The sequence below is a fragment of the Saccharopolyspora sp. NPDC050389 genome (assembly GCF_040655595.1).
Classification (GTDB): Bacteria; Actinomycetota; Actinomycetes; order Mycobacteriales; family Pseudonocardiaceae; genus Saccharopolyspora.
In genome coordinates this window covers 14,442-38,019 of record NZ_JBFAKG010000027.1, presented here as the reverse complement: position 1 = coordinate 38,019, position 23,578 = coordinate 14,442, and the positions used below count along the sequence as shown (strand labels likewise).

Genomic DNA, 23,578 nt, shown 5'->3' with positions numbered 1-23,578 from the left:
ACGGTTTCTTGCCTAGTGCGGTGTGTTGGATGCTGCGTTGCTACACGCGGCTCGGTGTCCTCACCGACCTGCCAAAAGGCGATCCCCGGGGCCACACCGCCACAAGCGGGTGGGCCGGCGCGGCGAAAGATTGCGAGCCAGTGGTGTGCAGATCTTCAGGCGGAGCCAGCGAAACTGGACGACGCAAGCGGGTTGAGGGTGTGACGCGTCGGTGCAGGTCATGTTCATCCACGAACGCAGTGGATGTGACGAGGGCTGGGATGTCGTAGAGGTGTCGTCGCTCTAGGTGGTGGCGGTGTGGTCAACTCAGCGAGGCGGGACGCTGCATCAGAAGAGCCCGAAAAGCCGCCAGGTGATCGGCTTGATCCGTAGGGGCCGCTTGTCGGCGTAGGACGCCATGAGGTGGCCGTGATTGGTGACGACCTGGTACGCGGTTAGCCATACGGCGAACCACGGCTCGGCTCGTGCGCCATGGCGCGCCGTTGCGTCCGGTGCCGGCATCATGGTCGAGTCGAGCTGCGGCAGGGTTGCCCGGTAGTGAGTGAGACGTCCACCGACCATTGGACAAGCCGTGACGGTGTATGCGGCGCACTGGGGATGCAGAGCCGGTTCGTTGGTGCACTGGCGCGGCAGATCGGACAGTCGCATCAGCAGTACGAGGCGGTCGCCTAGCTGTTGGCCACACACTCCGCACCATCCGCGCCGAAGGGCATCTCTCATGCGAGTCCGGTCTACGAACCCGAAGAGGTATCGGCCGTCTGCGGTACGAGGGGTGATCCACGGGACTACCAAGCCGCCGACGGTCGGTAGATGTGCTAGCCACGCCGGGATCGGAGGTACGGTTGTGTCGGTCATTGTTGTGTTCCTGTGCAGAGCTTCACTTTCGTGTGCTTCCTTGTCGAAGGGGCCGAACACGGAAAGCCTTGGCCCCAGAAGCTTCTCGGTCGGTGCAGTGGGATCGACAGTCAGCGGCCTAGTAACTCCGATGCCACGGGGATCACTAGTGCGCAGGAAAGCGATCAAGGCCGGATGCCAGGCCACCAGCTGCCGAGGAACCTTCATGCCTTGCGGATTCATATGTTCGGGAAGTGCTCGCCGGGCGCCGCGCTGATCTGTCGGAGTGCCGTCCGGCAGGCCTGGAGTTGGTGGTGGCGATCGTCCTGGGCGCGTTCCGTTGGCGGCTTCACAGCGACGACGTCGGCAACACTGTCTATGGGATCGCCGAGTTTCACAGTTCCGCAGGGCAGGCCGTGACCACCCATTGCCCACCGTGACGAACCTTCTTGACCGGGCTCGCCATGGCGAGCCCTTCCCGGAGCCCTTGCTGCGGTCGATGTCCGTGTTGACGATGCCCTCGCCAGCTAGTCGTAGATTTCTCCGGGTACTCCCGCTGTCAGCGGTTGGTCCTTGATCGTCGACACCGTCAGGTTGAACACTCGGTCGTAGTAGTCGTGCTCGAATCCGTCCGGCCAGCGCACCGAGACCTCGCCGTGCCGTTGTACTCCGTGCCTCGCGCGACACGGACGAAGATCGCAGTCTCCCCGCGGAAACTCGTCACCTGGTCGCTGGCCTGGATCTCCCTGCCGTCCGCGTCAGTCACTCGGTACGTCGCGTCTGCCATGTCGGTCATTCCTTTCGGTTTTCGCGGAGCCAAGAAAACCGGACACGCCCCAGCGAGCGGATGTATTGCTGGCAGCTTGGGGCAACGAGTGCTCATGCCGTGTCATTCGGGTAGATCCCGAGGACCACGCCGCTGATCGCTTCCAGGTGCACTCCGAGGGGCACGGTCCGTTCGGCGTGCTGGCGTTCGGTGAACAGCCACGGCCAGTTATAGGGGGCATCGACATCCTCCCAGTCGATCGACCAGGAGCCTGGCGAGCTGACCTCTCCATGCGTGTAGTCCCGGAGGGTCGGTCCGTCCTCCGGCATGCTCGACCGCCAAGCCTTCTTGACTTCGGCCAGCACCGCCTCCGCCAAGCGACGCGTCACCGGCCCCGGCCGCCGTACCTTGACCATTCCTCGGTCGGAACGCCGGAAGGTACGCACCTCACCGTCTGCACACTGAACCTCAAAGACCCGCCGACCCTGGTCGTCGGCCGATGTCGCGGCGTTGAGCACCACACCCCAGCCGTGCCGGTTGTTCACCCACATCGTGTGCCCTGGCTCCAAGCTGGAACCGTAGACGAGGCGCGTGTTCGGTTCGGTCATGCTGGTCCCTCCGCCTCCAGGCGTCGTCCTCGGCTCCTCAGGCCTGTCGGCGCCGCGACTTTGTTGTGCGTCACGGCCGGTCGGTTCGTCTCCGGTCCCTCGTCGGCAAGCTCCCAGTCGTACTGGCCTGGGCCGATCCAAGTGATGGAGAGTCCGCAGTACTTGCAGCGGTCGCCTTCTTCCGGAAGGTCGTCGGGAACGTGGGAATTGCCCTCCCACCGGTAGCGTGGATGCTCAGACATTGCTCCTGCTTTCTGCGGCTTCCGGCCCTATCGCCACCGGTGACCCGCTGAGGATTTCTTAATGACCCCAGGGCTCTCACGCCTCCGCCAGAATGCCCAGCAACCGCACCACTTCGTCAGTGCAGGCGCCGAAGTACTCGAACTCGTAGGCGTCGGCCAACTCCGCTTCGGCCTCCACGGCCGCCACAACGTCGCTCTGGTGAAGGCCGGATCTGTAGTATCCGCACTCCTCGAACAGTTCTGCGGTGCTGTAGTCGTCGGCGTACTCGCCGGACAACGGAACGTGGGGATCGAAGACATCGAAGAAATCTGCGTCATCGTCCTCGTACATCTGGAGCGCCCGCCGCGCCGACTCAGCGCTTGCGTTCATATCCACCAGCCACGTCGCCTGGGTCTTGCCGTGTTGTTGCCCCAACTCTTTCGCGCGCTGTTTGCAACTTTCGAAGGCGTCTACCTTCATCACCGTCATGTCTCTCCGAATTCAAAGGCTGTATCCGTGGCAGAAGACGCTGGACAAAACCGCAGGATTGTCCAGCGCAAAACTGCACGTCCGCGACTTTCTGGAAATCTCTACCCACGGGCCTGCATGGCAGGCACATAGCAGCAGCACGACTCCACGTACTCTTCGCAGTCCACGCAGCAGCCGCAAATCTCACAGAACCCGTAGATGTCAACCATCTCTGCGGCAGACTCGCAAAGTGGACACCCGTCGCTGAAATCATGCAATGGCTCGAGATAGCCGAAGTTTGAATACCAGACGCCGTCGTCCCAGATTCCGCACTCTTCGTTAAAGAGGTAAGAACTTTTTCGATAGCGTGGATCGACTGTCAAGATCGCCAGCTTGTTTCCTCTGCCCAGCCATTGAGTCAGGCGACGTCGTCCCGCTCGAGTGGCGAATGACCCGAACGAGCTGTTCGGCAGAAAGTCCTCAGCGGCAACTCGAGTGTCTGATCTATTGTCTCCCCGTTGGGGGTGCACCTCTTTTGGCAGGATACCGTTATGTGCAACAACGGTACGCCGATCGCCCATGAAGAATGGGTGGCAATTTTGGACGCCGATAGAACCGTGTGTGCTGAGACGACTGTGAAACAACGCTGGGCCGTCAAGATTCTTCTTGCGCATGCGTTCGAAGGATTCCACTAGTTTTTCGGGGTTCATGCTGCGCCGGACTTCGATTTGGCTACCTGCCACAATGGCAAAACCGTGGCCATCGTTGTTGAGATGCGCGCCGTTCAAAAGTGCGTCCGTTTGCGGTGCCACACCCTGCGGGTAGTAAGTCAGGAGGCACATGCCAGCTCCTCAAGCTCGCGCGAAAGCGGCGCATACTCAGGGTGTTCGCGGAGCCATGACACGAAAGCCCGCCACGTCCACCCGCCACGGTGGACGACATCCGAGACACGGAGTGTTCGCGTATATTCCACCGATGCTGCCGACAAGCCCAACGCTGCTTTTACTTCACGCGGCTTCACCGTGCTGGCGAAAATACGGAGCTCGAATGTGTGGTCATTTTGGGTGTTGATCGCGCGGTATCGATCACCTTTGAACCCCTTGGCATAATCCTTGATATGCCTTCGGTCGGACTCGTAAAAGGCTGCCCACTGCTCCGAGGTGCGGCGCGCAAGAATTGTTACTTGCTTCGCGTTCCTGTGTAGAAATTTCATCCAGCGGTAGACGTGGGACGGTGAATCAAAGGAATCACGGCTGATATGGACGTGCATGCCGTTTTCGAAACCATCGGCCCCGGCGTCTGCGAGATCAGAGAGCCCTCGCCAGGGAAAATGATCCATTGCCCAGTCGTGGGACATTGGATGTGTCACAATCTCGAAACCGAGATCTATTGAACAATCCTCTTTGAGGTATCCCAGGCTGCCCAAGTGGCGCAGTGCCATTTCGGCGCAGTCCCGCTTCTCGCCGCTCGGGGTGTTGATCTCCAGTTCTAGTCCAAGAAAGACCGGACCGTGACCGTGAAACCTCGGTACAGGTTTGTACGAGTAGCGTTCGATCAAATCGGAGCTGTCGTTGTCGTCCCTTTCGCATGCCTCACAGAGGGATGCATAGCGCGTCAGGTCTCCACAGCCCTCGCAATCCCAGAAGTCGTCCGCGCAGGAATCGCATACATCGGTTCCGTCGGCAGTCCACCGAAGGTCGCGGGCGAATAGATTGCAGTGTTCGCACCGCGTGTAGATCAATCGGGCGCAGGGGGCACAGATATTGCCGCCGTCTACCGTCTCGAAGGTACTTTCAGAACATCGATCGCAGTGCTCGCAGATCGGGTAATCGTCGGCGCAAACCGTGCACATGGTGTAGCTATCCACCAAGCACGTTTCCGAGACCTGATCACCACATTGATCGCACTCGATCTGGTCATCTATAATGGTGGCGGGCATAACAGAGCTACCTCTCTGGTATGTCAAGAGCCCTGGCAGGGACCGGAATTCCCTGTCAGGGCTCGCCTTTACGTGCGCGACGCTCAATTGTCGACGCGCGCAGTGGCACGAACGGGGCGTGAACCCGTACACCCCAAGATGCGACATTAGCCATGTGGGGGGAGGGTTTTCTGCGAAAATTTCGCGAACCCTCTCCTTTGGTAGGCTACTTGTGTCTGCATTTGGGATGACTCTCAACACTTTTTGAGCCGCGCCATCAGTTAAGGCGTGCCGCATGGTCGCTGGCTTACGTACGAAGAACTGCACGTTTGCTTTTCCGCCGCGCGGCACGCCTGTTGCGATATGCGTTGGCCTACTGTCACTAGGCCGGTGCTGTCCGCCCCCGCTGCATTCCTGTCATCCTTCGGATCACGACGTTGTCGCTAGGGTCGTCGCGTTCGTCACGCTCGCCTAGGTATCCCCACGGGTGCGGTGCTATATCACGTGATCTCGGTATCCACACCGGCCACGCTTTTCCGTGCCAGAACTTGGCACGTCAACTAACCCCATTAATCTGTCCCGCTCACGCGGTGGACGCTCTGCGCGTCCAGTGACCTCTTATCGGACCTGACTAGCTGGCGCTGGCTTGTGCGCTTAGGGGCGGCATTCCACTCGTGGACGAGTGGCGCAAGCACATCTAGCATTCACAAACGCGGACCACGTCAGGAACGTGGGCTAGCTGCTCTGTTATCGCACGGCCCGTTCGGGCCGCATGACTGCGCGATGCAGTCGGTATGTCATTCAGGAGCGTGGCAGTGGTAATTGACTCGCAGGGACGCCGTGCCCTGGTCCTCACCAACTCCTCATCCTGTCCTGTTAACATGTCTATTACACACTTAAACAGGACACTGTGCAACTTGGAGTCGCTCTCCGTTATTGTTTCGTGATCTGAATAACCGAAAGGGCAGGTCGGATGCGTTTGACGTGGGGGTATGTGAGATATTTTCGGGCTCAAGGTCGCGCGGGCAGGCTCAACCGAAGATGGCGAGCTGGCACAGGTGCGCATAGTTGCTGCGCGTGACTGCAAATGCTCCGCGTGAGAGATTGGGAGGAAATGCCCGCAACTCTTTCGGGGTATTGACAAGCTGATCGGAGGGGAATTGGCTGACCTGGCGACGAATGGACTCATCATGTTCGGCTGCCTGGTTGATCAGTGCTCCGATCTGTCTACGGCGTCGGCGGTTTGCGATCGTCTTCCCGGCTTGGCTTTGGCTCCGCGATGCAGGGGGTGAATGATGCTTTCGCCTAGGTTCTTGAGTCGTATTTCGGGGATTACCTGTTGTCCTTCTTCTTCAGTCGTCAACAGGTTCCCGTGGGGTACCGAGGCTGGGTAGGGTGAGGTAGGGGCCCTGGCGCTGTGACCAGCGAAAGGCGACTTGGTGGAGCTTCCTGATTAAGGCGTAGATGAACGGGTGCATGAGTGGGCATATGATTGGACATATGGATCGGTGAAGGTTTAGGCCCAGGAGATGGCGTGGTTTGACAAAGAGATGCTGCGGCTGGCTTCTGTGGCAACCGCAGACATGAACAAGAGACTTTGAATTTGTCGAGCCGGCCGCGACGGCCACTTATTCTTTCTGGTGCGACCTGATCGCAAGGTTCAGTTACTGCATTGACTGAGCTGTGTATTTGCCGCGTGGGTTGCGACAAATCATAGCTCATTGTGCCAATGTTTTCGTGCTTGAGTGGAGGCTGGTATTCGAAGGGTCGAGGTGAATACTCATGAACTTCTTTAGGTCACTGCTTGTTGGTATCGGGTCTGCAGTGCTCGGGCGAGTGCCAGGGTTCTGGAATCAGGTCGCTCGCCGATATCGGCGAGGTTGGTGGTGAGCAGGTGAACGGTGCGGCTGATGGCGTCGGTGAGTCCGAGTTCGGCTTGGACGCGCATGATGTCGCGGTAGATGGCTTCGTTTTCGGGGTTGAGCATGCGGGCGTGTTCGAGGAGCTGGAGTTGTCGGTGGGGGTCGTGTCCGCGGTAGTGGGCGGCCATGCCGGCGAGGGCGTCGAGGGCGGTGCGGTGGGCGTCTTCGCGGGGGCCGTCCAGCCAGAGTGCGGACATTCCGTCGGCGAGTTCTCCGCGGTAGGTGGTCGCGATGCGGGACCACGCTGCCATTCGTTGCTCGCTGGTGGTTGCGATGTTGCGGTCATGTTCGGCTTGGCGCAGTTGCCAGTAGTCGACCGTCACGAGGTCGGTTTTGAGTGTGACTGTCTCCTCGTGCTGTGCGATCACGTCGGCAGCGTGGTCATCGGTGATTTCGGTGAGGGCTTTGCGGATCTGGGACAGGCTCGCGTAGAACGCGTTGTAGGGGCGGCGACCGCGGGCATCCGGCCATAGGGCTTCGCGGACTGCTGCACGGGATGTGCCGTTGGGATGCAAGGCGAGGAACACCAGCAGCGCTTTGTGTTTGGGGGCCAACGCTGAGGTGATGTCGTGGTCCTCGCCGTCCGGTGAACGCCAGGTCAGTGTGACTGGCCCGAATACCCCAATCGTTACAGGCCGATCGTCCTGGTCGGCAGGATGGGCCAATTCGGCAGCCGTGACCATCCCGGTCGCGCTCGGTGTGCGGTCTTCCCCGCTGTTCGAAGGCGGGTCTGCATGGTCGTCCGCGCCATCAGCGATGCTGGTGTCGTCGGTGTCGTCCACGTGAGTTCCGACTTCTTCGGCCTCGGGTTTGGTCGTGGTCTCCGGCTCTGCGTGCTCGGTGTTCGGGTGGAGCGTCGTGGTGTCGGTGAGCAGGTCGATGAGGTCGCGGGTGTCGGTGGCGTCGAGGTGGAACAAGTGTGTACCGCGCAGGTCGTCGACGGTTGAGCTCGTCGCGGTGACGAGGCCGTCGGCTATCACGTGCACGGTGGCTCCGTCCGGCCAGCTGCCGAGCAGGATGCCTGCGATGCCGCGCGCGGCGCCGTTGTCGAGAATCGCCTGTAGTCGTGGGTTGTGCCGGTCGGTGCCGGCGACCAGCACGACGTCGAGCTTGTCCCGCTCGTGTGTTCCACCGGCGGGAGTGTGGTGACTGGCAAGGTAGGTGGTTGCGTCGGCCAGGTCCGCCGTGATGCGCAGCCGCGGTGAGGTGGGCAAGCCTCCCGAGATCAGGGAGTGGACGTCGCGATCGGGAATGATGATGGTGGCGTTCGTTGTGGCAAGAAGCTGAACCAGGAGAGCGCGCGCGGCGGCCTCAGCGCCTGGTCCAGTCAGGCCCAGCCCGTGGACGGCGGCGAGGTCAAGCGCACGAGCCTGGCCGTCACGAACTCCGACCTCGACGTCCTGCGCTGACGAGACAGTCCTGGAAAGGTCTGCATGGCTGTCGGGCGAAGGCGTGATCGGCTCGGTCTTGTCGTGGCCGGCATGGCGGGTCGAGATCTGGTCTTCGTCGAACGCTGATCGCAGTGCGTGCACGGCGGGTGCGAGTGTCGGCAGCGGAGCGCGATCGCCACGTCCCGGCCGGTAGGTCCGTATCCGTCGTCGGCGGCGGACGAGCAAGGCCAGCGCCACGGCAGCGGCCAGACTTGCGGCAACGAGCCCGCTGCTGCCAATGGAGAGTGCGGTGCCGGAGGTTGTGGTGACGGCACGCCCCGGGGGCTGTTGCCGGTCAGGCATTGGCGCTGGCTGCGGCTGGGGACCTGCTTGTGCAGCTTCGGCGTCCGGGTTGACGGGGGCTTCGCCGTTGTGGTCATTGTCGGTGGCCGGGAGCGCGAGAGACCAGCCGGGGAAAACAAGGTTCGGGTCGCGCAGGACGCGTCCGTCTGGTTGTGGGTGGTGGGCGTTGAGCCGGAAGATCTCCTCCCACCGGCCGGCGTCGCCGAGGTGGCGTTCGGCGAGGGTGGTGAGGGTTTCGCCGGGCACGGTCGTGACCCGCTGCGCGTCCTCCGGGATGGCTTCGGGGGTGGGCAGGTGGGTGGCGTCGGGTGGCAGGAGGAGGACCCAGCCTGGCTGGAGGTGGCGGGGGTCGCCGATGCGGTCGGCGTTGAGGTCACGAATTTCGGTCCACCGGTGGGGGTTGGCGAGGTGGCGTTGGGCGAGGTCCCAGAGGGTGTCGCCGCCGGCGACACGGTAGCGGGGGCAGTCCGGGCACATGGTGTCGTCGATGTGTGTGGGGGTGCTGGGTTCGGGCGGCGGGGTGGGGTCGGCGTAGCCGCCCGAACCCAGCGTTGTGGTGTCGCTGCTGGGGAAGGGCAGGACACCACCGGAGGGATGCCGTGGTGCGGTGACCGCGGCCCGGTCGGCCGCGGGTGCCGCCGAGGCGGACGGCCCGCTCAGGGAGATCACCGTGCTGGCGAGCACAGCGGCGATCCACCCACGGGGCCCGGAGCGTGGAAGGCGTTCGCGCAGGACGCGAGTTCCATAGCGGGCCAGGAGAAAGAGGTCGCTGAGGGTCCACCACATCAGGCACGCCCAGGTGATCCACCCGGTGGTGAGGATGACGAGCAGGAGCGCACCGTCGGCGCGGAGATCCAGGCGCAGGGTGTGCCAGGTGTCCTCGGCCCAGACCGTGAGTTGGTCGCGGATCGGCGGTGCCCAGTACGAGGTGTCCAGTGCCGGCCAGGTCAGGTCGGGAATGGTGACGAGGCGGCCAGTGAGGGTCAGGATCACCGGCATCCCAGCTAGCAAGGCGAGGATCCCGAGCCCGGCGAAGACGATCCGAACCCGGCTCATGACAGGCCACCCGCGCTGTGAGTGCCGGTGGCGAGCGCGGCGGTCGCGTGCCCGGTGACGGTGTGGCTGGGCCACAGCAGCCCGATCTTCGCAGGCTCGGAGAAGGTGACCGTGACGCGGACGGTCGTGGCGCCATCCAGGGTGACTGTGCCGGTGTGGCTGGTGTCGGCGAGGTATCGCCGCGCGGCCGCGGTGGCGGAGTGGGAGTCGAGGCTGAGGGTGGTGCCGCGGGTGTTCAGGGCGGTGAGCGCGGCGCGAGCGGCTTCGGCTGCGACGGCATCCGCGCGCGCCAGGACGCGGAGCCGGTCGGCGCCGTCGACGAGGAGCGCGAACACCAGCAGCAGGCAAGGCACCAGGACCGCGACCAGCACACTGACCGATCCCTCGTCCTTCGCGTGTCTGATGTGGAGGATCATGTTCGGCTCCGGTACGGATCGACAGGACTGGTGAACACCGCGCGCAGCGGGATGCCGGCCTGCAGGCCCGGGATGCCGGTGAGGTCGGCCAGCGACACCGCGCAGCGCAGGGTCACCGTGACGGTCCCTGGGCCCCCGGGTTGGCCGAAGCCGCTGGTGTCTGCGGTCACCTGGAGGCCGGCGCAGGTGAGGTTCTGCTCGGCGAGGGCGCGGGTTCCGGTACTGGTTGCGGTGGAATGGGCTGCGGCGGGGGTGCGGGCCAGGCTGGCGGACCGGGCGGCGGCTGTGGCGGCGTGTTCCATGGCGAGGTCGGCGGTGACGATGCGCCCGCCGGCGATGACCAGCACGACCAGCATGAGCAGCATCGGTGTCAGGATCGCCAGCTCCACGCTGGCTGAACCGGCATCGGAGGATCGGCGGTTCACGGTGACTCTCCGGGGGTGGTGAAGCGTTCTTTGGCCGCGCGCGCTTCCTGCTCGATGTGCTCAAGGCCGGGGATGGGCAGGATCCGTGGTGCGGTGGCCGCGACCTGCACGCGCACTTGGCGGGCGTCAACAGTGGCGGTGACGACCGGGTCGCCTACGAGGCCGCCGGCTCGGTTGAGGAAGTTGGTGGCGGCGGTGTGGGCGTCACCGGCGGTGCCGGTGACCGTGCGGGCGGCCTGCACGCCGTGTTGGGCGGCCGCGTGGCAGAGGGTGCGGGTGTGCCACCACAGCCCGGCCTGCAGGACCGTGACGAGCAGGACCAGCGCCAGTGGCGCGAGCACGGCCAGCTCCACCGCCACCGACCCCGCATCCCGGGCCCCAGATGCCTGGCGGGGATGTGTGTGGCGCATCAGGGTTTTCATCGCTGCCGCCCCCTTTTGCGGGTTAGTGGATTTGGCCTTGGTATTTCTGGACGACTGCAGTGATGGCGGCGCCGAGTCCGAGTGCGGCTGCCAGTCCGATCGCGGTGAGCACGGCTTTTTCGGTGCTCTCCGATCCGGTGTCGTCGAAACGGGCGTGGCCCCAGCGCTGCTGGACGTGCTCGGTGGCGAGCGTGATCCAGACCGACAGCAGCAGTAGCGCGGTCGTGGCGTTCCGGAGTAGACGATTGACAGACATGATGACCTCTTTCGCATTCGATGGGACTGGGTTTGCGGTGGTTAGCCCAGGAGTCGGGTGACGGCTGGGTAGAGGATCAGCAGGAGGATTCCGAGCATGAGCGTGGTGACCGGCAGGGTGAGGCGTTCGGTGTGGGTGTTGGCCTCGGCTTTGTCGGTGCTGATTGCGGCGGTGCGGAGGCTGGTGGCGTGGGTGGTCAGGCTGGTGTAGATCGCGGCCCCGTCTGCGGCGGTGGCCGCCAGGTCCGCCACCGCCACCAGCTCCGGGAGCCGGATCGTGGTGCCGAGTATGCGGAGCGCTTCCCACGGTGAGTGTCCACTGTGCTCGGCGTGAGTGAGGGTGCGATGCAGTCGGGTCAGGAGCCGGTGGTCGCCGACTGCGGCGGCTTCGCGCAGCGCCGGGCCGGGGGCGTGGCCGGCAGTGCGCTGCTGGGCCACGAGGTCCAAGTAGACCGCTAGAGCCCGCCGCGCGTCCTCTCGCGCCGCCGCGGCCTGGTCGCGGAGCTGCCAGACCGGCACCACGGCCCCGACCAGCCCGCCGGCGGCCACGAGCCCCACCAGCACCCCTGCCGGCACGCCCACGACCGTCAGCGAAACAGCGAGAAGGGTGGCGACGGCGAGGCTGCTCGCAGCCCACCGCAGCCGCATGGTCACGTAGTCGGTGGGGCTGCGTTCAAGAAGGTCGAGGTCATGGGTGGGGATGCCCAGCCAAGGATTCCGGGCCCGGTTGGCGCGGTTGGTGGCGTAGGTCGACAGGCGTGCACGCCAGGCCCGCCACCCGGCCGCGGGGGCGGACGCGGTGGTCCGGGTGGCGAGGTGGCCGAGCGCGGCGGAAAGGTCCATCGGCGCCGGGCCCACGACCGCGCGCACTCCGATGACGATGCCGATTCCGAGCATGGTGCCCAACCCGGCGGCCAGTGCGAGGGCGGTGTTCATGATGGTTTCCCGTCGTTGAGGTAGCGGGGCCTGGCTGGCGGCGTGGAGAGCTGGTGCATGCGCCACAGCGACACCGCGAAAATGCCTGCCACGACGGCTAGAACGCCTTGTCCGGTCCAGGTGCTGAAGGGGGCGAGGAACTCGCGGGCGAAGAGCACCAGCCCGACGACCATGACCGCCGTGATTGCGACGAGGGTGCGCACGGTCGTGCGGGGTTTGGCGCGGTCGGCCTCGACCTCGCGGGTCGCCGCGGCGCGGGCGCGCAGCGCGGCGGCTTGGGCGTGCAGGATCTCCACCAAACCACGTCCACCGGTCCGCAGGCGCAACAGCAGCGCCAGCACGACCTCATCCACGACCGGATCACTGAACTCCGCGGCAAAGGCCCGCAGCGCCGTGTCCGGACTGTCGGCCTGCAACCGGTCCGCCAAACGCCGAACCGGCGCGGCCAGCGGCTCCGGGGCGGTGTCGGCTGAGCGAGCGACAGCCTGGTGCAAACCTCCGGCACCAGAGGCCAGCAGGTCCCCAACTCGCCTCGTCCACACCGCAAGGGCTTCCTGCAACACGATGGCCTCCCGCGCGCCTCGTGAGGCCAGCACGACGGGCAGGCCCACGACGGCCGCGATGGCGGCTGCGGCGGCCACCGGCCACCCGGTCACCCACCACACCACCATCGCCAGCACCACGGCGAGCACGCCGCGCCGCCACCACCGGGCCAACCACGACGGCATCGCACGGCCTTGCCCTGTTGCATTTGCCTTACGAGACCGCGCTGCTGGAATGAAGGCGAGGACACCGAGCAGAACCCCTGTTCCGAACAAAACTCCACACAGGACGGTGACAACAGCGATCATTGCGCCTCACCACCTTGACCGAGGCTGTGCCACTGACCGTCCGGACGGTGGAAGATCGTGCGGTCCAGGCCGTAGGCGTCCAGACGAGCCATCAGTGTCGGGCTGGGCGGGCATGCCGGGACCGCGCGACCGTCACCTGTACGGGGCCGGAACAGCGTGGTGAGGTCCGGGATGGCGGCGTCGCCGACGGGGCCGACTTCGACGATCTCGGTGACGAAACGTTCCCGGCGGTCAGAGTGGTCGCGGCGGGCGAGGTGGACGATGAGGTCCAGGGCAGAGGCCGTCCACCGGTGCGCGGCCTCTACGGACAGCGGGGGGATGGCGAGTTGTCCTAGGGCGGCGATGCGGTCCGGGACCGCGCGGGCCGATGTCGCGTGCAGGGTGCCCATGCCGCCCGTGGCGCCGTTGCCCAGCGCCCGCAGTAGCGCGGTGATCTCCCCACCACGCACCTCGCCCACGATGACCCGTGATGGCGAGTGGCGGAGGGTTTGTTTGAGCAGATCGTCGAGGCTGATCTCGCCGACGCCTTCGGCGTTGGCGGTGCGCGCCTCCAACGGCGTCACCACGCGCCCGCCCTCGAGATGCAGCCCGAGCTCGTAGTCATCTTCAACGGTCACAATGTGCTCGTGGGTAGGGATTTCGGCGCACAACGCTCGCAACAGCGTGGTCTTGCCCGCGAACGGGCCGCCGGTTACCAGCAGGTTCACCCCCGCACGGATAGCGACCGCAAGGAAGTGTTCCAGCCCGGGGTCGAGGGTGCCGTGGGTGCGGAGGTCGGCGAGGGTGGTGTGGGTCAGGCGGTGGCGACGGATCGCGATCCGCGGCCGGTCGGTGACCTCCCGTACCGCCGCCAGCCGCGCTCCCAAGGGGCCGCCGGCCGGGAGCCGGAGGTTCACGATGGGCCGTGCCGGGCTGAACTCGCGGGACGTTTGTCCGAGCCGCGCGGACATCGCCTCCACTTGTTCTAGGAGCTCGGTGTCGGAGTCGGCGACCGGGTAGGGCCAGCGCTGTAGATGGCCGTCGGCCAGCTCCAGCCACACCTGGTCGTGGCCGTGGATGTGGATATTCTCCACGTCCTCCAGCTCCAGCAGCGGCTGGAGCCCGCCCAGGCCGAACACCGCGGACAGCACCGCGTCGGCGAGCCGTGCCTCGTCGGCGGCGGACAGTGGTGGGTCGCCGTGGCTGGCGCGTTCGTGGGCCCATGCGGTGATTTCCGCGGCCACCACCGACGCACGTTCGGCGGCGCTGCTGTTCCGCAGGCGGGCGGCGACCTTTTCCCGCAATGCCTGCACGGTCGCGGTATCCGGTACCCATCCCACGGTTTCGCGCGAGAGCTGCAGGTGCGTGCTGCCGTTGATCCCGGTGGTCATGCTGCACCTGCTTCCAGGCCGTCGGCCACCGTCGTTGCGGGTGGGGTGAGACTGCGCTGCAGCCGGAGCGCGGCCTTCCGGCTGGTGCGCAACAGGGCCGAGTGGCGGGGCGGGCAGTTGCCCTCCGCGTCGGAGAAGAACCGGGCGGCTGCCGGGTCGTCGGGAAGCTCGACGGCCACGGGGACGCCCACGGCTCGGGCGACTCTGTCGGCCTGGCGGCTTGTGGTGGCCGACACCAGTGCGCCGAGCCGGGTGATCGGTATCAGTTCGCGCAACGTGGTGATCAAGGGCAGTGCGGCCGAGATGTGCCGGAGGTTGGGGCGCACTCCGACCAGAACCAGGTCGGCTTCGGTGATCAGCGGCCAGGGCGTTTCCGGTGCCCAGCGGCCGGCGTCGATGAGGACATCGGGGCCTTCACGAGCGAGATCCCGGGTGGCGCAGGCGAGTCGTCGCCAGCCGTCGTCCCCGATGGCTCCCGCCTGGGCGCGGGTCGTCACGCCTGCCACCAACCGCACATGGTCGTGACCGGGAATTTCCTGCACGTGCCCCGCCAGCCCTTCCGAGGGCACGGCGCCGAGGTGGCGGGTGGCGGCGGCGAAGCTGACCACCCCGCACTCGGAGGTGAGGTGCCCGTCGACCAACCACGGGCCGCCCCATCCCCGCAGCAGATCACCCCCGGCGGGATCGGCGTCGACCACCAGAAGCCGGTGGGGCCAGGCGGTGGCCAGCGCCGCCACCGCCGTGGTGACCCCCGGCGAGGCCTTTGCAGACAGCATTGTGATGACAGCCATCACACACTCCTTTCACCAGAACAAAAGACTAGGAACGCCACTGGTTTCAGCGGGTGGGGCCGAGCAGTTTGACGAGGGCGCCGTCCGCAGCAGCGGCAGCGGCCTGTTCGGCGGCAGAGGAATCGATGAGCAGATCGACCACGACCGCGCCCTCGGAGTCCGGGGGCGATGCCTGGACCACGCGTGCCTGAAACCCGGCCCCGCCCGTCACCGTCTCCGACGCCGTACCGGAGCTCGACACGCCCACGACCTCCACAAGATCGTTCGGCGCTAGCCCGCGGGCCGGATACCGTCCCAGAGGGAGGCGAACGCCGATCACCTGCTGTCCCTTGGCGGGCACGACTTGAGTGGTGACATCGCTGAAGGCCAAGAGGTGCCCGGCGCGCAAGTTGGCGGCGGCGATCTGCCCGACAACGCGGCCGCGGTCGGCATCCGCGACCACGAATCGCCGCGCGCTCGGCGGAAGCTCCACAGTGGTCACATCGGCGTCCCTGATGGGCTGTCCCCACGCCACATCACGGACCAGCTGCAACATGGCCTCGCGATCCCACGCCGCCGATACCACTGCGACCGTTCCCGCGACGGACACGATGATCAACCCGAGCGACGCGCTCAGCAGCCACCACCGCCGCTGCCGGGGAACCCGAGGAGCACGCACCGACACGGGTTTGTCTTTGGAATCGGTGGAATCGGGCTTGGTGACGGCGAAAATGCCGGTACTGGACATAGGTCTCTCCTCACGTGAATTCACCAAACACACAAGAGAAAACAGAGAAAAAGGAAAACTTTGCGTTAGTGGGTGCGGAGGGCCTGGGCCTCGGCCACCGCGAACCTCGCCTGTGCCCGTGAGGTCATCGGCGCCAACTCACCCCCGGTCGGTGCGCTGCCGGTCCAGCCCTGCCACGTCACTTGCCACGTGATCGACCACTCCGCCGTCACCATCGCACCAGGCTGATCGACCGATGCCTGCTCGTACACCACATCACAGTCCGGCGAAGCCGCATGCAGCCCGAACGACCGCTCGTACGGTGTCCCCGGCCCCGCACAGGATGCGACCGGCTGGCCCAGCCCGGGTGTCATCGACAACCGAACCGGTATGGCGGTGACCTCAGCCCACACCTCGCCCGCCTGCACTCGTTCCGTCTGCGGACGCCAGTCTTCGGGGGCAGTCCAGAACCAGGTGTGCTCACCGACGACCGTCGCCGGACGGCCATCCGGCAACCGCAGATCCGGGGAATGCCGCGGCGTCGGCAGCGGCAACCGCAGCCGCCGGGCCGCTTCCTGAGCGAGAACAACGGGATCCGGCGGACCCGCAGCGCTCACCGGGGTCGGTGTCTGCGGCGTGGCATTTGGACGGGGGCATTGCCCGTCATCCAGCGGTCCCAAGCACCACGTCGACAACGGCTGAGAGCCGAGCATGAACGCCGGGTCCTGTGATTGCCCCGGGGCATCACACATCACGGTCGGGCACAACGGCACCAGCGCCGCCGAGCTGCTGCTCGGACGCGTGCTGCTCCCGGGCCTTGAGGTCGCGGGGCGCCCCGGCCGTCCCGGGTTGGTCGCGGAAAGACCGATCGAAGGCGGAGCGTGCCAGCCGCCAACGTCGCCATGCTCGACCGCGACTTCTCCATCCTGGGCCTGCGCCACAGGGACGGTCAGCGCCGCCAGAACGGTCAATCCGGCGAGAACGCACGGACCGCGGGCTGTGGGGCACATCAGCACTCACCACCCGGAAACTCGACCCGATCGACCCGCCAGACCCCGTCAGACCCTTTGCTCAACGTCGCGTGAACGAGGTTTCGAGCGACGCCAACGTTCCTCGGCTTCCCCGACGCGACGTCGGCTTGGCCAGCCCGGCTCGCGTCCTGGCATTCCTGCAGAGCCGCGTGATCCCCGGTGATCTGCACCGACGACACACGGGCGAGGACGGCGCCGTACAGACGGATTCCGCCAGCCAGCTGCTCGCGAGCGCGCGAGGTGATCTGATCGGCCAGCTCCTGCCCTGTCACGCGACGGACCTCGGCGTCCCATCCGGCACCGCGTTCGGCCGTGGAATTCCAGGTGATCCGCCAGAATTCGCGATACGTGCGCTCCACTTCAGCACGTTCGTCAGCGGACGGGCCCGGCGGCGTAGCGATGCTCGGGACAGCAGGCGGCGAGGTCGGCGGTGCTGTCACACAGCCGGCCAGGACGAACCCGGCCGAACACAGCACAGCTTGCGCGGCTACGGACACAGGCGTCGAGGACATTCCTAGTGGCCTTTCACGAGGTGTGGACGAGGACAGCGATCCAGTCGCCGAGGATCAGGCAGGGACCGGCGGCGATGCGTGCGGTCCGGGCTCGTAGCGTGGTCGCCCATGCCAGGCCGGCGAGAATGCCGAGCACCAGTAGCGCCGCGGCGATGCCCACCAGCACGGTTCGCCACCCGAGCCATCCGGTGTATACGGAGATCGCGGCGAGCAAGGTGATGTCGCCGTAGCCCAGGCCACCCGGCGCGATCCAGTAGCAGAGCGAACCGACGGCCAGGACCAGGACACCGGCGGAGACCGACCGCAGCAGCGCTATCGGGGAGGAGACCGTGATGGCGTGGACGGTGAACACGACGACACCGCCTGCGGCCAACCCGATCACCCACGGGCGGGGCAATCGGTGACAGGACAGGTCGATCCAGGCCAGCGCCACGCTGCAGATCGCCCACCACCACCAGGCGGCAAGCACGGGATCGGTGGCGAAGCGGCACCCCACGGCGAGGGAGACGGCGCCGCCAGCAGCGCTGAACCCGGCGACCAGCCAGGGGCGTGTCGACCACACCACCCACGGTCGCACCGCCCACGCCAGCAGCGGGCCCACCACGATGCCTGCGAGGACGAGAACCGAGATCACCGGCACGGGGCAGGAAAGTGTTGGCGCGTGGACGACGTCGTCCACTGCTGATGTGAGGTGGGGAAGAAGGGGCCGGCACCACAATGTCACCTCCGAAACTGGGGACCAGGCTGCGAGAAAGTCCGAGGGAGCGGGTTTTGTCGCGGCGGTCCGGGGACGAGTGAGCCTGGCATTGGATTGCGCCTCGTGTCAGATTTTGGCCCCCGTCAACCGGAGTATGCGCTCGTTCGAGTGAAGCCTCAGGCAGGACAACCACTTCCTGGTGCCCCGGCCGCAACGACTCGAGGAGCAAGGTTTCGTCGTGATCATGTTCTGTGTCAGGGGTTTTCGATGTTGAAAGACCCACGGTGCTGGGCGTCGGGCTCACTCGGATGGGTGTATCTGTTGGTGGGGTGGGGCCAAAAACTGACACCGGCACCGTGCCCATGTCACCTTGGCGAGACCCACAACACGGGAAATACCTTCGCCGCGAAGGCGATTTCCTGATTGGGCTTCCCGTTTCTCTTTTTCCTGCCGCGCTGTGCGCGGGAATGGAGTGATCCCTCATGCGAACCGTACGAGAAACCAGCAGATCCCGAACGCTGTTTATCTTGCGGTGGCAAGACGACGAGGACTGGGGCCACCTGTCCGCGGTCACCGACGCCGCCAAGCCCGTCTTCCTCGGATTCGTCAACCGCGCCCTTGATCCGGTCTTTCACATGCTCAGCCGTGACTGCTCGATCGGCGCCGACGGGTTCCGCGAAGTGTGGTTCACCGGGCGCCTCTCCGATGCGACGCGCCCGGCGAGGTGATCGGCATGCGACACCACGGGATCACGATCAACGGCATCGGAGCGGTCGCCGGCGACCTCATGCCCGCCGCCGACGCCATCCACGCCGGCCATTACAGCGCGCAGCAGGCGCAGCGGAACCACCAGGATTCCCTCGCCATCGCACCAGAGTGCACTGGACAGGAGCTCGCGACACGCGCGGGACGTCAAGCCCTCCGTGGCTTCCACCGCCACATGGACCTGCATCTGCACTCCACGATCCACGACCCGGGCCTCGACTTCTGGTCGCTCAACTGTTTTGTCGCCGACCAGCTCGGGCTCGACACCACCATGACCCTCGGGGTCAATGGCATGTCTAACAGCATGGTCGCCGGCCTCGAACTGGCCGCCAACGTCCTCAAAGGCCAACCCGGTCAGGCAGCGCTCATCACGGCCGGCGACACCTTCCACACGCCGCTGTTCGACCGCTGGCAAACCGATCCCGGCATCACCTACGGCGACGCCGGAGCCGCAGTCCTCCTCCAACGAGACTCCCGGGACGATGCCGTGGCCGAGCTGATCTCCACCGCCTCCTGTGCGCAACCCCAGCTCGAAGGGCTCCACCGCGGAAACACCGGCTGGTACAACGGAAACATCTACCGGCCACCGATTCAGCTCCGCCAGCGAAAAGCACACTGGCTGGCCACCCACGACGGCCCCGGCAGCCTCGAGACCCTCAATGCGACCGCCGTGAGCACCGTCGTAAAGCGAGCGCTGTATGACGCCGAACTCGAACTCGACGACCTCCGCTTCCTGCTCTGCCCGCACTACGGAGCCCCGCTGACCCACCGGCACTGCCTCGCGCCGCTCGGGTTTCCCGAAGAACGCAGCAGCGCCTTCCTCGCCCGCCGCTACGGCCACATGGGCGCCTGCGACCACATCGTCGACCTGCACCACCTCCTCACCCGACGCCTCGTCACCGCCGGAGATCACATTGCCCTGCTGGGCATCGGCGTCGGCATGACCTGGACCGCGGCCATCCTCCGCATCACCAACTAACCGCCGCCGGCCCACACAACACACCCAGGGCGAATTCTCGCCCAGGAGAACTGTGCCCAAAAAGAGAAGGGAAAGGAAATGAAGAGAGAAAATCAGTACTTCCACAAGGAAGCCGTGAACACGGTACGAGCCGCGTTGATCGCCGTAGCCCTGGCCGCGCTACCCGTCGCCGGAACAGCGCTCGCAGCCCATGCCGCCACCCCCGACGACGACTGCATCGCCGGGTCATGCGGACTGCCACACCTGGAAGAGCCACGCCAAGGACACCCGAGCCAGCACGTCCTGTGATGCACCGCTGAATCCCTCGCTTTCATCGGAACCCTGCTGGGATCCGCCTTCAACGCGTCCCGGCCAGCGAAGTGTCTCTTCTTCATTCGTGAAATTCTGAGAGGAATGTTCGATGCGAAAAACGTATAGTACTGCGGTGAACCTGGCAGCTGCCGCGGGAATTCTGATGCTAGGACTCTCCGGCACCGCTCACGCGGAAGGTGCCTGCCCGCCCGGCACCGCGTTGTCCATCCAGGACGGTGCCCGCATCCACCGCGCGGCGGACCTGCAGTCGCCCGTCGACGGCGTCTACTACAAGGCCCACTCCTACCGTGTGCACCAGCTCGTCGGCGGAACCCCTACGACACCGGACTGGGTCAACCTGACCGACGACACCACCCGAGTCACCGGCTGGGTACACGGCGGCGTCGCTGGCTGCCTCGGTCTGACCCCACCCTCCGCGTAGGACAACAAGATAGAAGCATCACGTCACTTCGACCGCGAACCCTGAGAAGGGGTACGAAAACTGGAGAATCCCGCTGTGGGACGAGTCTTGACCACCTGTCGAGGCTCGTCCCACAGCGGGATTCACACGTGGCCTGGACGCCATGTGCACCGTCAGAACAGAAGCGCTGCCGACGGCATCTGTGGTGCCTGGGAGCCGGTCAGTTGGGGGAGTGGAACTCGTGTCCGTGGGCGAGCACGAGCTGAGGGTGACGGAGGCGTTCGAGGGAGACGAGGGGGTTGCCGTCTACCACGATCAGGTCTGCGGAGTATCCGGGCTGTAGCTGGCCCACGCTTGCTCCTATTCCTAGAGCTTGAGCGCTTGTTGCTGTGGTCATCTCGATGATCTGGGCGTTCGGGAATCCAATGTGGGCATACAGTTCGAGGGCGTCGACGTAGTCGTCGAACCCTGAGCCGCGCAGGCCCGCATCGGTGCCGGGCACAAGGCGGATCCCCAGCTCGTCCATCCATAGGAACCGCTCGATGATCTGCTCAGCGCGTTCCGGCCCGAGGCGTTCCATGAATCCCCGCCAGTCCGGCGGCCATGCGATACAGGCGTAGACACCTTGGCTGGCCATGCGCTTGGCCACCTCGTCACGTTGATCGTATCCGCCGCCTCCGCTTCGAAGCCACGTGCAGTGCTCGATGGTCGAGACGCCCGCATCCACTGCGGCAGCGATCGCATCGGAACCGTGGGCGTGTGCAGCGACGGGCAGGCCCGCATTGGATGCTTCCTCAACGACGATCCGGAGCTCATCCGCGGAGAACTGAGTCGCCCACATCGGAGGCGATTCCGGGGTGATGTGGCCGCCGCTCGCCATGACCTTGATGAGGTCCGCCCCACGGTCGGCCATGTCCCGGACATGCTGGCGGATCTCGTGTTCGCCAGAGACTTCACCGCCGAAGAAGTGGCAGTGACCACGAGGAATGGTCAGCGGCGCACCGGACGCCAGGATGCGGGGTCCGCTTAGCTCGCCGCGAGCGATGGCATCCCGCAAACGGAAAGCAAGGCCCTGGCGGTCTCCGAGGTCTCGGATGGTCGTGACCCCACTCCGAGCAGCTCGTTGCGCACGGCCGGCCATTCCGAGCAAGAGATCGGAGTCCTCGGTGGCGAGGTATTGCTCCAAGGGGGCTGAACCAGCATCGAGCGCCAGATGCACGTGACAGTTGATCAACCCTGGCAGGATGGTGTGGTTCGGGTAGTCGCGCCGGCGGACGTCACTGCCAGCTTGTGCTTCGACTTCGGGGCGAGGGCCGACAGCGAGAATCGTGTTCTCGTCGATCAGGATGGCGCCATCGTCGACCTGATGGCCGGCTGGACCAAGCAAGACGCGCTCAGCCGTGATCAGAAGTCTCATCGTGCCGTCTCTCTGGTCAATGTGGGTCATATGGGCATGGTCTGCTTGGACAGTGCTTGGGCGAGGGCGACGAGCTGCTCGATGTCAGCACCGAGGTCGGGGCCGTCGGGAGCAGCGACGAGTACCGCGGACCTCCCGCTGGGGCGCGCCCCCTCACGCTGGCGACGCAATGCCTCCTCGAAGACACCGACTTGTTGATGCGCGGGCCGATCGGTATCGAAGCCGGAGTCTGCAAGGTGCGGGCCAAGCTGGACCAGGCCGTCACGAATCTCGATCATTCGGCGCCAGAAGCGGCGATGTATGCGCCGTGGTGAAAGCCGATCGAGCCACAGGCTCCGCGGGCTGCGCTCGAGCGCGTCCCCAGGGAAGACTTCATGCAGCCTTGCCCACAACGGATACAGCTGGTGGTAAACGCTCCGGTGGCGGGCCCAGACGCGAAGCACCGAAATGCGAGTTGCCAATCCAGCCCAACAGACCCCAACCACGAAGATCAGCAGCGCCACAGGAACCAGGCCGTCGACAGCACCGGCGAACGATGGCGGCACGTTGCCGCCCATCCAGCGGACGACGACGATGCCGGCGCGGATCACCGCGATGCCTGCTTCACCAACCAGGGCGACGGCCGCGAGCCAAAGGCCAACCTGCGCGCGGCGACCAGACTCAGCGGCGTAGCGCCACGCCCACATTGCCGCTGATCCAGTCGCATAGGCGATGTAGGCCGTGCCTACGAGATAGAAGACTGCAACGCTCGGTACTTGGAAGGTCACCGGCAACGCACCGCGCGTCGGGAACGCGCTGTCTGCGTCAGGAGTGACAAGAACGGCTAAGGCCATGCAGGCCGAGGCGCCGAGCACCAAAGTTGTTTCCCGCCAGGCTCGAGCAGTGCCTCCTGCAGCGGCGAAAAGGAAGAAGAGAAGCAGGAAGAACCATGAGGCGTTCAGCGCGATATTCATGACCAGCTTGCCGAGACTGGCCGTCAGGGCACCACCTATGAGGTCGCGAATAGCGGCAATGGTCGAAGGCGCGGCGAACAAGCGGCAGAACAAGCATGCGACCACAGCGCGCAGAGCGAGGTCCCGTGGCGAGCGGGCTAGCCGATAGCTGAACCACGCGAGGGCGACGATGATGGCCAGCTTCGTCAGGCTCACAGCCAGTCCTGTTGCTCGCCAAGCGCCTGTTGAGCACGCCGCGCTCGAGGCGTTTGAGAAGGAAGCGCGACCTGCTCGAGCACAGCGGCGCGTTCCAGCAGCAAGGTCGCCACGGTTTCGGCTTCACGTTCCTGGTCGGTCTCGTAGTGCGTACGTCGTAGAGCACGGCGGACGTGGTCAGGAGGGATGTCGGGAAAGGACTCGTACCACCCGGCCTCGTCACCGTCGTCCGAGGAATGACCGCTGATGATATGCCCAAGTTCGTGGGCGATGATGTGCTGCTGGTGGGCGTTCGTCGTTTCCTGCTGGTAGAGGATGAAGTCGACGACCGGGGTCGCAATCCACAAGCCGAATGGCCCGGGTACGTCCAGCGGGTAGGGCGACAACTTGAGCGGCTTTCCCCGGCGAGCTCCTAGACGTCGGCACACTTCGGCCATGTCTGTCGGGCCCACGATGCCAAGCTCGTCGAGTTCCTCGCGAAGCGCGCGCCGAAGGCGGGCCTCACCCCCAGCGCGGCGCATACGCAGATCAAACAGCCGACGCCGAGATCTACGTGCTGTTGTGCCCGTTCCCTGAGGGTCTTCCACAGCGCATCACCTCATATCGCCGCCGGGCGTT

Annotated in this window: 26 protein-coding genes; 5 read left to right on the top strand and 21 right to left on the bottom strand. The window is 65.4% G+C overall.

Going from position 1 to position 23,578, the window contains the following annotated elements; all coding sequences use genetic code 11:
- Window positions 1-327: 327 nt before the first annotated feature.
- Window positions 328-648: a hypothetical protein gene (locus tag AB0I53_RS19390; RefSeq protein ID WP_358604395.1), complete on the bottom strand. Its 321-nt coding sequence runs from the start codon at window positions 646-648 to the stop codon at window positions 328-330.
- A 440-nt stretch (window positions 649-1,088) separates the two neighbouring features.
- On the opposite strand from AB0I53_RS19390, the gene AB0I53_RS19385 reads away from it, so the two are divergent.
- On the top strand, window positions 1,089-1,274 hold the full coding sequence (locus AB0I53_RS19385; protein ID WP_358604393.1) for a hypothetical protein: 186 nt from the start codon (window positions 1,089-1,091) through the stop codon (window positions 1,272-1,274).
- A gap of 439 nt (window positions 1,275-1,713) precedes the next feature.
- Here the strand turns inward: AB0I53_RS19385 and AB0I53_RS19380 are convergent, their stop codons facing one another.
- The 17 genes from AB0I53_RS19380 to AB0I53_RS19300 form a co-directional block, all read right to left on the bottom strand.
- The gene (locus AB0I53_RS19380; RefSeq protein WP_358604392.1) at window positions 1,714-2,208 is read right to left on the bottom strand and encodes a hypothetical protein; all 495 of its coding nucleotides are present in this window, start codon (window positions 2,206-2,208) and stop codon (window positions 1,714-1,716) included.
- 318 nt (window positions 2,209-2,526) lie between these two features.
- Window positions 2,527-2,919, bottom strand: coding sequence for a hypothetical protein (locus tag AB0I53_RS19375; RefSeq protein ID WP_358604390.1), 393 nt, complete (start codon window positions 2,917-2,919; stop codon window positions 2,527-2,529).
- Between the two features lie 101 nt (window positions 2,920-3,020).
- Window positions 3,021-3,740, bottom strand: a complete 720-nt coding sequence (locus AB0I53_RS19370; protein ID WP_358604388.1) for a class II glutamine amidotransferase — start codon at window positions 3,738-3,740, stop codon at window positions 3,021-3,023.
- Window positions 3,728-4,837: a hypothetical protein gene (locus AB0I53_RS19365; RefSeq protein ID WP_358604386.1), complete on the bottom strand. Its 1,110-nt coding sequence runs from the start codon at window positions 4,835-4,837 to the stop codon at window positions 3,728-3,730. Before AB0I53_RS19365 ends, AB0I53_RS19370 begins: the two co-directional genes overlap by 13 nt.
- Before the next feature lie 1,771 nt (window positions 4,838-6,608).
- Window positions 6,609-8,948: a LysM peptidoglycan-binding domain-containing protein gene (locus AB0I53_RS19360; RefSeq protein WP_358604383.1), complete on the bottom strand. Its 2,340-nt coding sequence runs from the start codon at window positions 8,946-8,948 to the stop codon at window positions 6,609-6,611.
- A 575-nt stretch (window positions 8,949-9,523) separates the two neighbouring features.
- Window positions 9,524-9,943 (bottom strand): hypothetical protein, encoded by a 420-nt coding sequence (locus tag AB0I53_RS19355; protein ID WP_358604381.1) that lies wholly within the window; start codon window positions 9,941-9,943, stop codon window positions 9,524-9,526.
- Window positions 9,940-10,368, bottom strand: a complete 429-nt coding sequence (locus AB0I53_RS19350) for a TadE family protein (protein WP_358604378.1) — start codon at window positions 10,366-10,368, stop codon at window positions 9,940-9,942. Before AB0I53_RS19350 ends, AB0I53_RS19355 begins: the two co-directional genes overlap by 4 nt.
- Complete coding sequence (locus tag AB0I53_RS19345; RefSeq protein WP_358604376.1) at window positions 10,365-10,727, bottom strand: TadE/TadG family type IV pilus assembly protein; 363 nt, start codon at window positions 10,725-10,727, stop codon at window positions 10,365-10,367. The genes AB0I53_RS19350 and AB0I53_RS19345 overlap by 4 nt, the downstream gene beginning before the upstream one ends.
- Window positions 10,728-10,812: 85 nt before the next feature.
- Window positions 10,813-11,046, bottom strand: coding sequence for a hypothetical protein (locus AB0I53_RS19340; protein WP_358604373.1), 234 nt, complete (start codon window positions 11,044-11,046; stop codon window positions 10,813-10,815).
- A 41-nt stretch (window positions 11,047-11,087) separates the two neighbouring features.
- The gene (locus AB0I53_RS19335) at window positions 11,088-11,981 is read right to left on the bottom strand and encodes a pilus assembly protein TadB (RefSeq protein WP_358604370.1); all 894 of its coding nucleotides are present in this window, start codon (window positions 11,979-11,981) and stop codon (window positions 11,088-11,090) included.
- On the bottom strand, window positions 11,978-12,709 hold the full coding sequence (locus AB0I53_RS19330) for a type II secretion system F family protein (protein ID WP_358604368.1): 732 nt from the start codon (window positions 12,707-12,709) through the stop codon (window positions 11,978-11,980). Before AB0I53_RS19330 ends, AB0I53_RS19335 begins: the two co-directional genes overlap by 4 nt.
- A 119-nt stretch (window positions 12,710-12,828) precedes the next feature.
- A complete protein-coding gene (locus AB0I53_RS19325) occupies window positions 12,829-14,202 on the bottom strand; it encodes an ATPase, T2SS/T4P/T4SS family (RefSeq protein WP_358604365.1) in 1,374 nt (457 codons plus the stop codon).
- A complete protein-coding gene (locus AB0I53_RS19320) occupies window positions 14,199-14,993 on the bottom strand; it encodes a hypothetical protein (RefSeq protein WP_358604362.1) in 795 nt (264 codons plus the stop codon). Before AB0I53_RS19320 ends, AB0I53_RS19325 begins: the two co-directional genes overlap by 4 nt.
- 46 nt (window positions 14,994-15,039) lie before the next feature.
- Window positions 15,040-15,720: an SAF domain-containing protein gene (locus AB0I53_RS19315; RefSeq protein WP_358604360.1), complete on the bottom strand. Its 681-nt coding sequence runs from the start codon at window positions 15,718-15,720 to the stop codon at window positions 15,040-15,042.
- A gap of 65 nt (window positions 15,721-15,785) precedes the next feature.
- Window positions 15,786-16,316, bottom strand: coding sequence for a hypothetical protein (locus AB0I53_RS19310; protein ID WP_358604357.1), 531 nt, complete (start codon window positions 16,314-16,316; stop codon window positions 15,786-15,788).
- 392 nt (window positions 16,317-16,708) lie between these two features.
- Complete coding sequence (locus tag AB0I53_RS19305; protein ID WP_358604355.1) at window positions 16,709-17,089, bottom strand: hypothetical protein; 381 nt, start codon at window positions 17,087-17,089, stop codon at window positions 16,709-16,711.
- Between the two features lie 166 nt (window positions 17,090-17,255).
- Entirely contained in the window at window positions 17,256-17,921 is a 666-nt protein-coding gene (locus AB0I53_RS19300; RefSeq protein WP_358604353.1) for a prepilin peptidase, read from the bottom strand.
- 545 nt (window positions 17,922-18,466) lie between these two features.
- Between AB0I53_RS19300 and AB0I53_RS19295 the strand changes: the two genes are divergently transcribed.
- The 4 genes from AB0I53_RS19295 to AB0I53_RS19280 all read left to right on the top strand — a co-directional run bounded on the left by AB0I53_RS19295 (window position 18,467) and on the right by AB0I53_RS19280 (window position 20,416).
- Window positions 18,467-18,667, top strand: coding sequence for a hypothetical protein (locus AB0I53_RS19295; protein WP_358604350.1), 201 nt, complete (start codon window positions 18,467-18,469; stop codon window positions 18,665-18,667).
- Between the two features lie 5 nt (window positions 18,668-18,672).
- Window positions 18,673-19,683 carry a ketoacyl-ACP synthase III family protein gene (locus tag AB0I53_RS19290; RefSeq protein ID WP_358604347.1) on the top strand — a complete coding sequence of 337 codons (1,011 nt, stop codon included), beginning with the start codon at window positions 18,673-18,675 and terminating at the stop codon, window positions 19,681-19,683.
- Between the two features lie 78 nt (window positions 19,684-19,761).
- Window positions 19,762-19,971: a hypothetical protein gene (locus tag AB0I53_RS19285; RefSeq protein WP_358604345.1), complete on the top strand. Its 210-nt coding sequence runs from the start codon at window positions 19,762-19,764 to the stop codon at window positions 19,969-19,971.
- Window positions 19,972-20,107: 136 nt separating this feature from the next.
- The gene (locus AB0I53_RS19280) at window positions 20,108-20,416 is read left to right on the top strand and encodes a hypothetical protein (protein ID WP_358604342.1); all 309 of its coding nucleotides are present in this window, start codon (window positions 20,108-20,110) and stop codon (window positions 20,414-20,416) included.
- A gap of 199 nt (window positions 20,417-20,615) precedes the next feature.
- Here the strand turns inward: AB0I53_RS19280 and AB0I53_RS19275 are convergent, their stop codons facing one another.
- From AB0I53_RS19275 to AB0I53_RS19265, 3 genes are read right to left on the bottom strand one after another with little or no spacing between them, the layout of a single operon-like run.
- Entirely contained in the window at window positions 20,616-21,842 is a 1,227-nt protein-coding gene (locus AB0I53_RS19275) for an amidohydrolase family protein (protein WP_358604339.1), read from the bottom strand.
- On the bottom strand, window positions 21,839-22,960 hold the full coding sequence (locus AB0I53_RS19270) for an MAB_1171c family putative transporter (protein WP_358604337.1): 1,122 nt from the start codon (window positions 22,958-22,960) through the stop codon (window positions 21,839-21,841). Before AB0I53_RS19270 ends, AB0I53_RS19275 begins: the two co-directional genes overlap by 4 nt.
- On the bottom strand, window positions 22,957-23,481 hold the full coding sequence (locus AB0I53_RS19265) for a hypothetical protein (RefSeq protein ID WP_358604334.1): 525 nt from the start codon (window positions 23,479-23,481) through the stop codon (window positions 22,957-22,959). Before AB0I53_RS19265 ends, AB0I53_RS19270 begins: the two co-directional genes overlap by 4 nt.
- Window positions 23,482-23,578 lie beyond the last annotated feature (97 nt).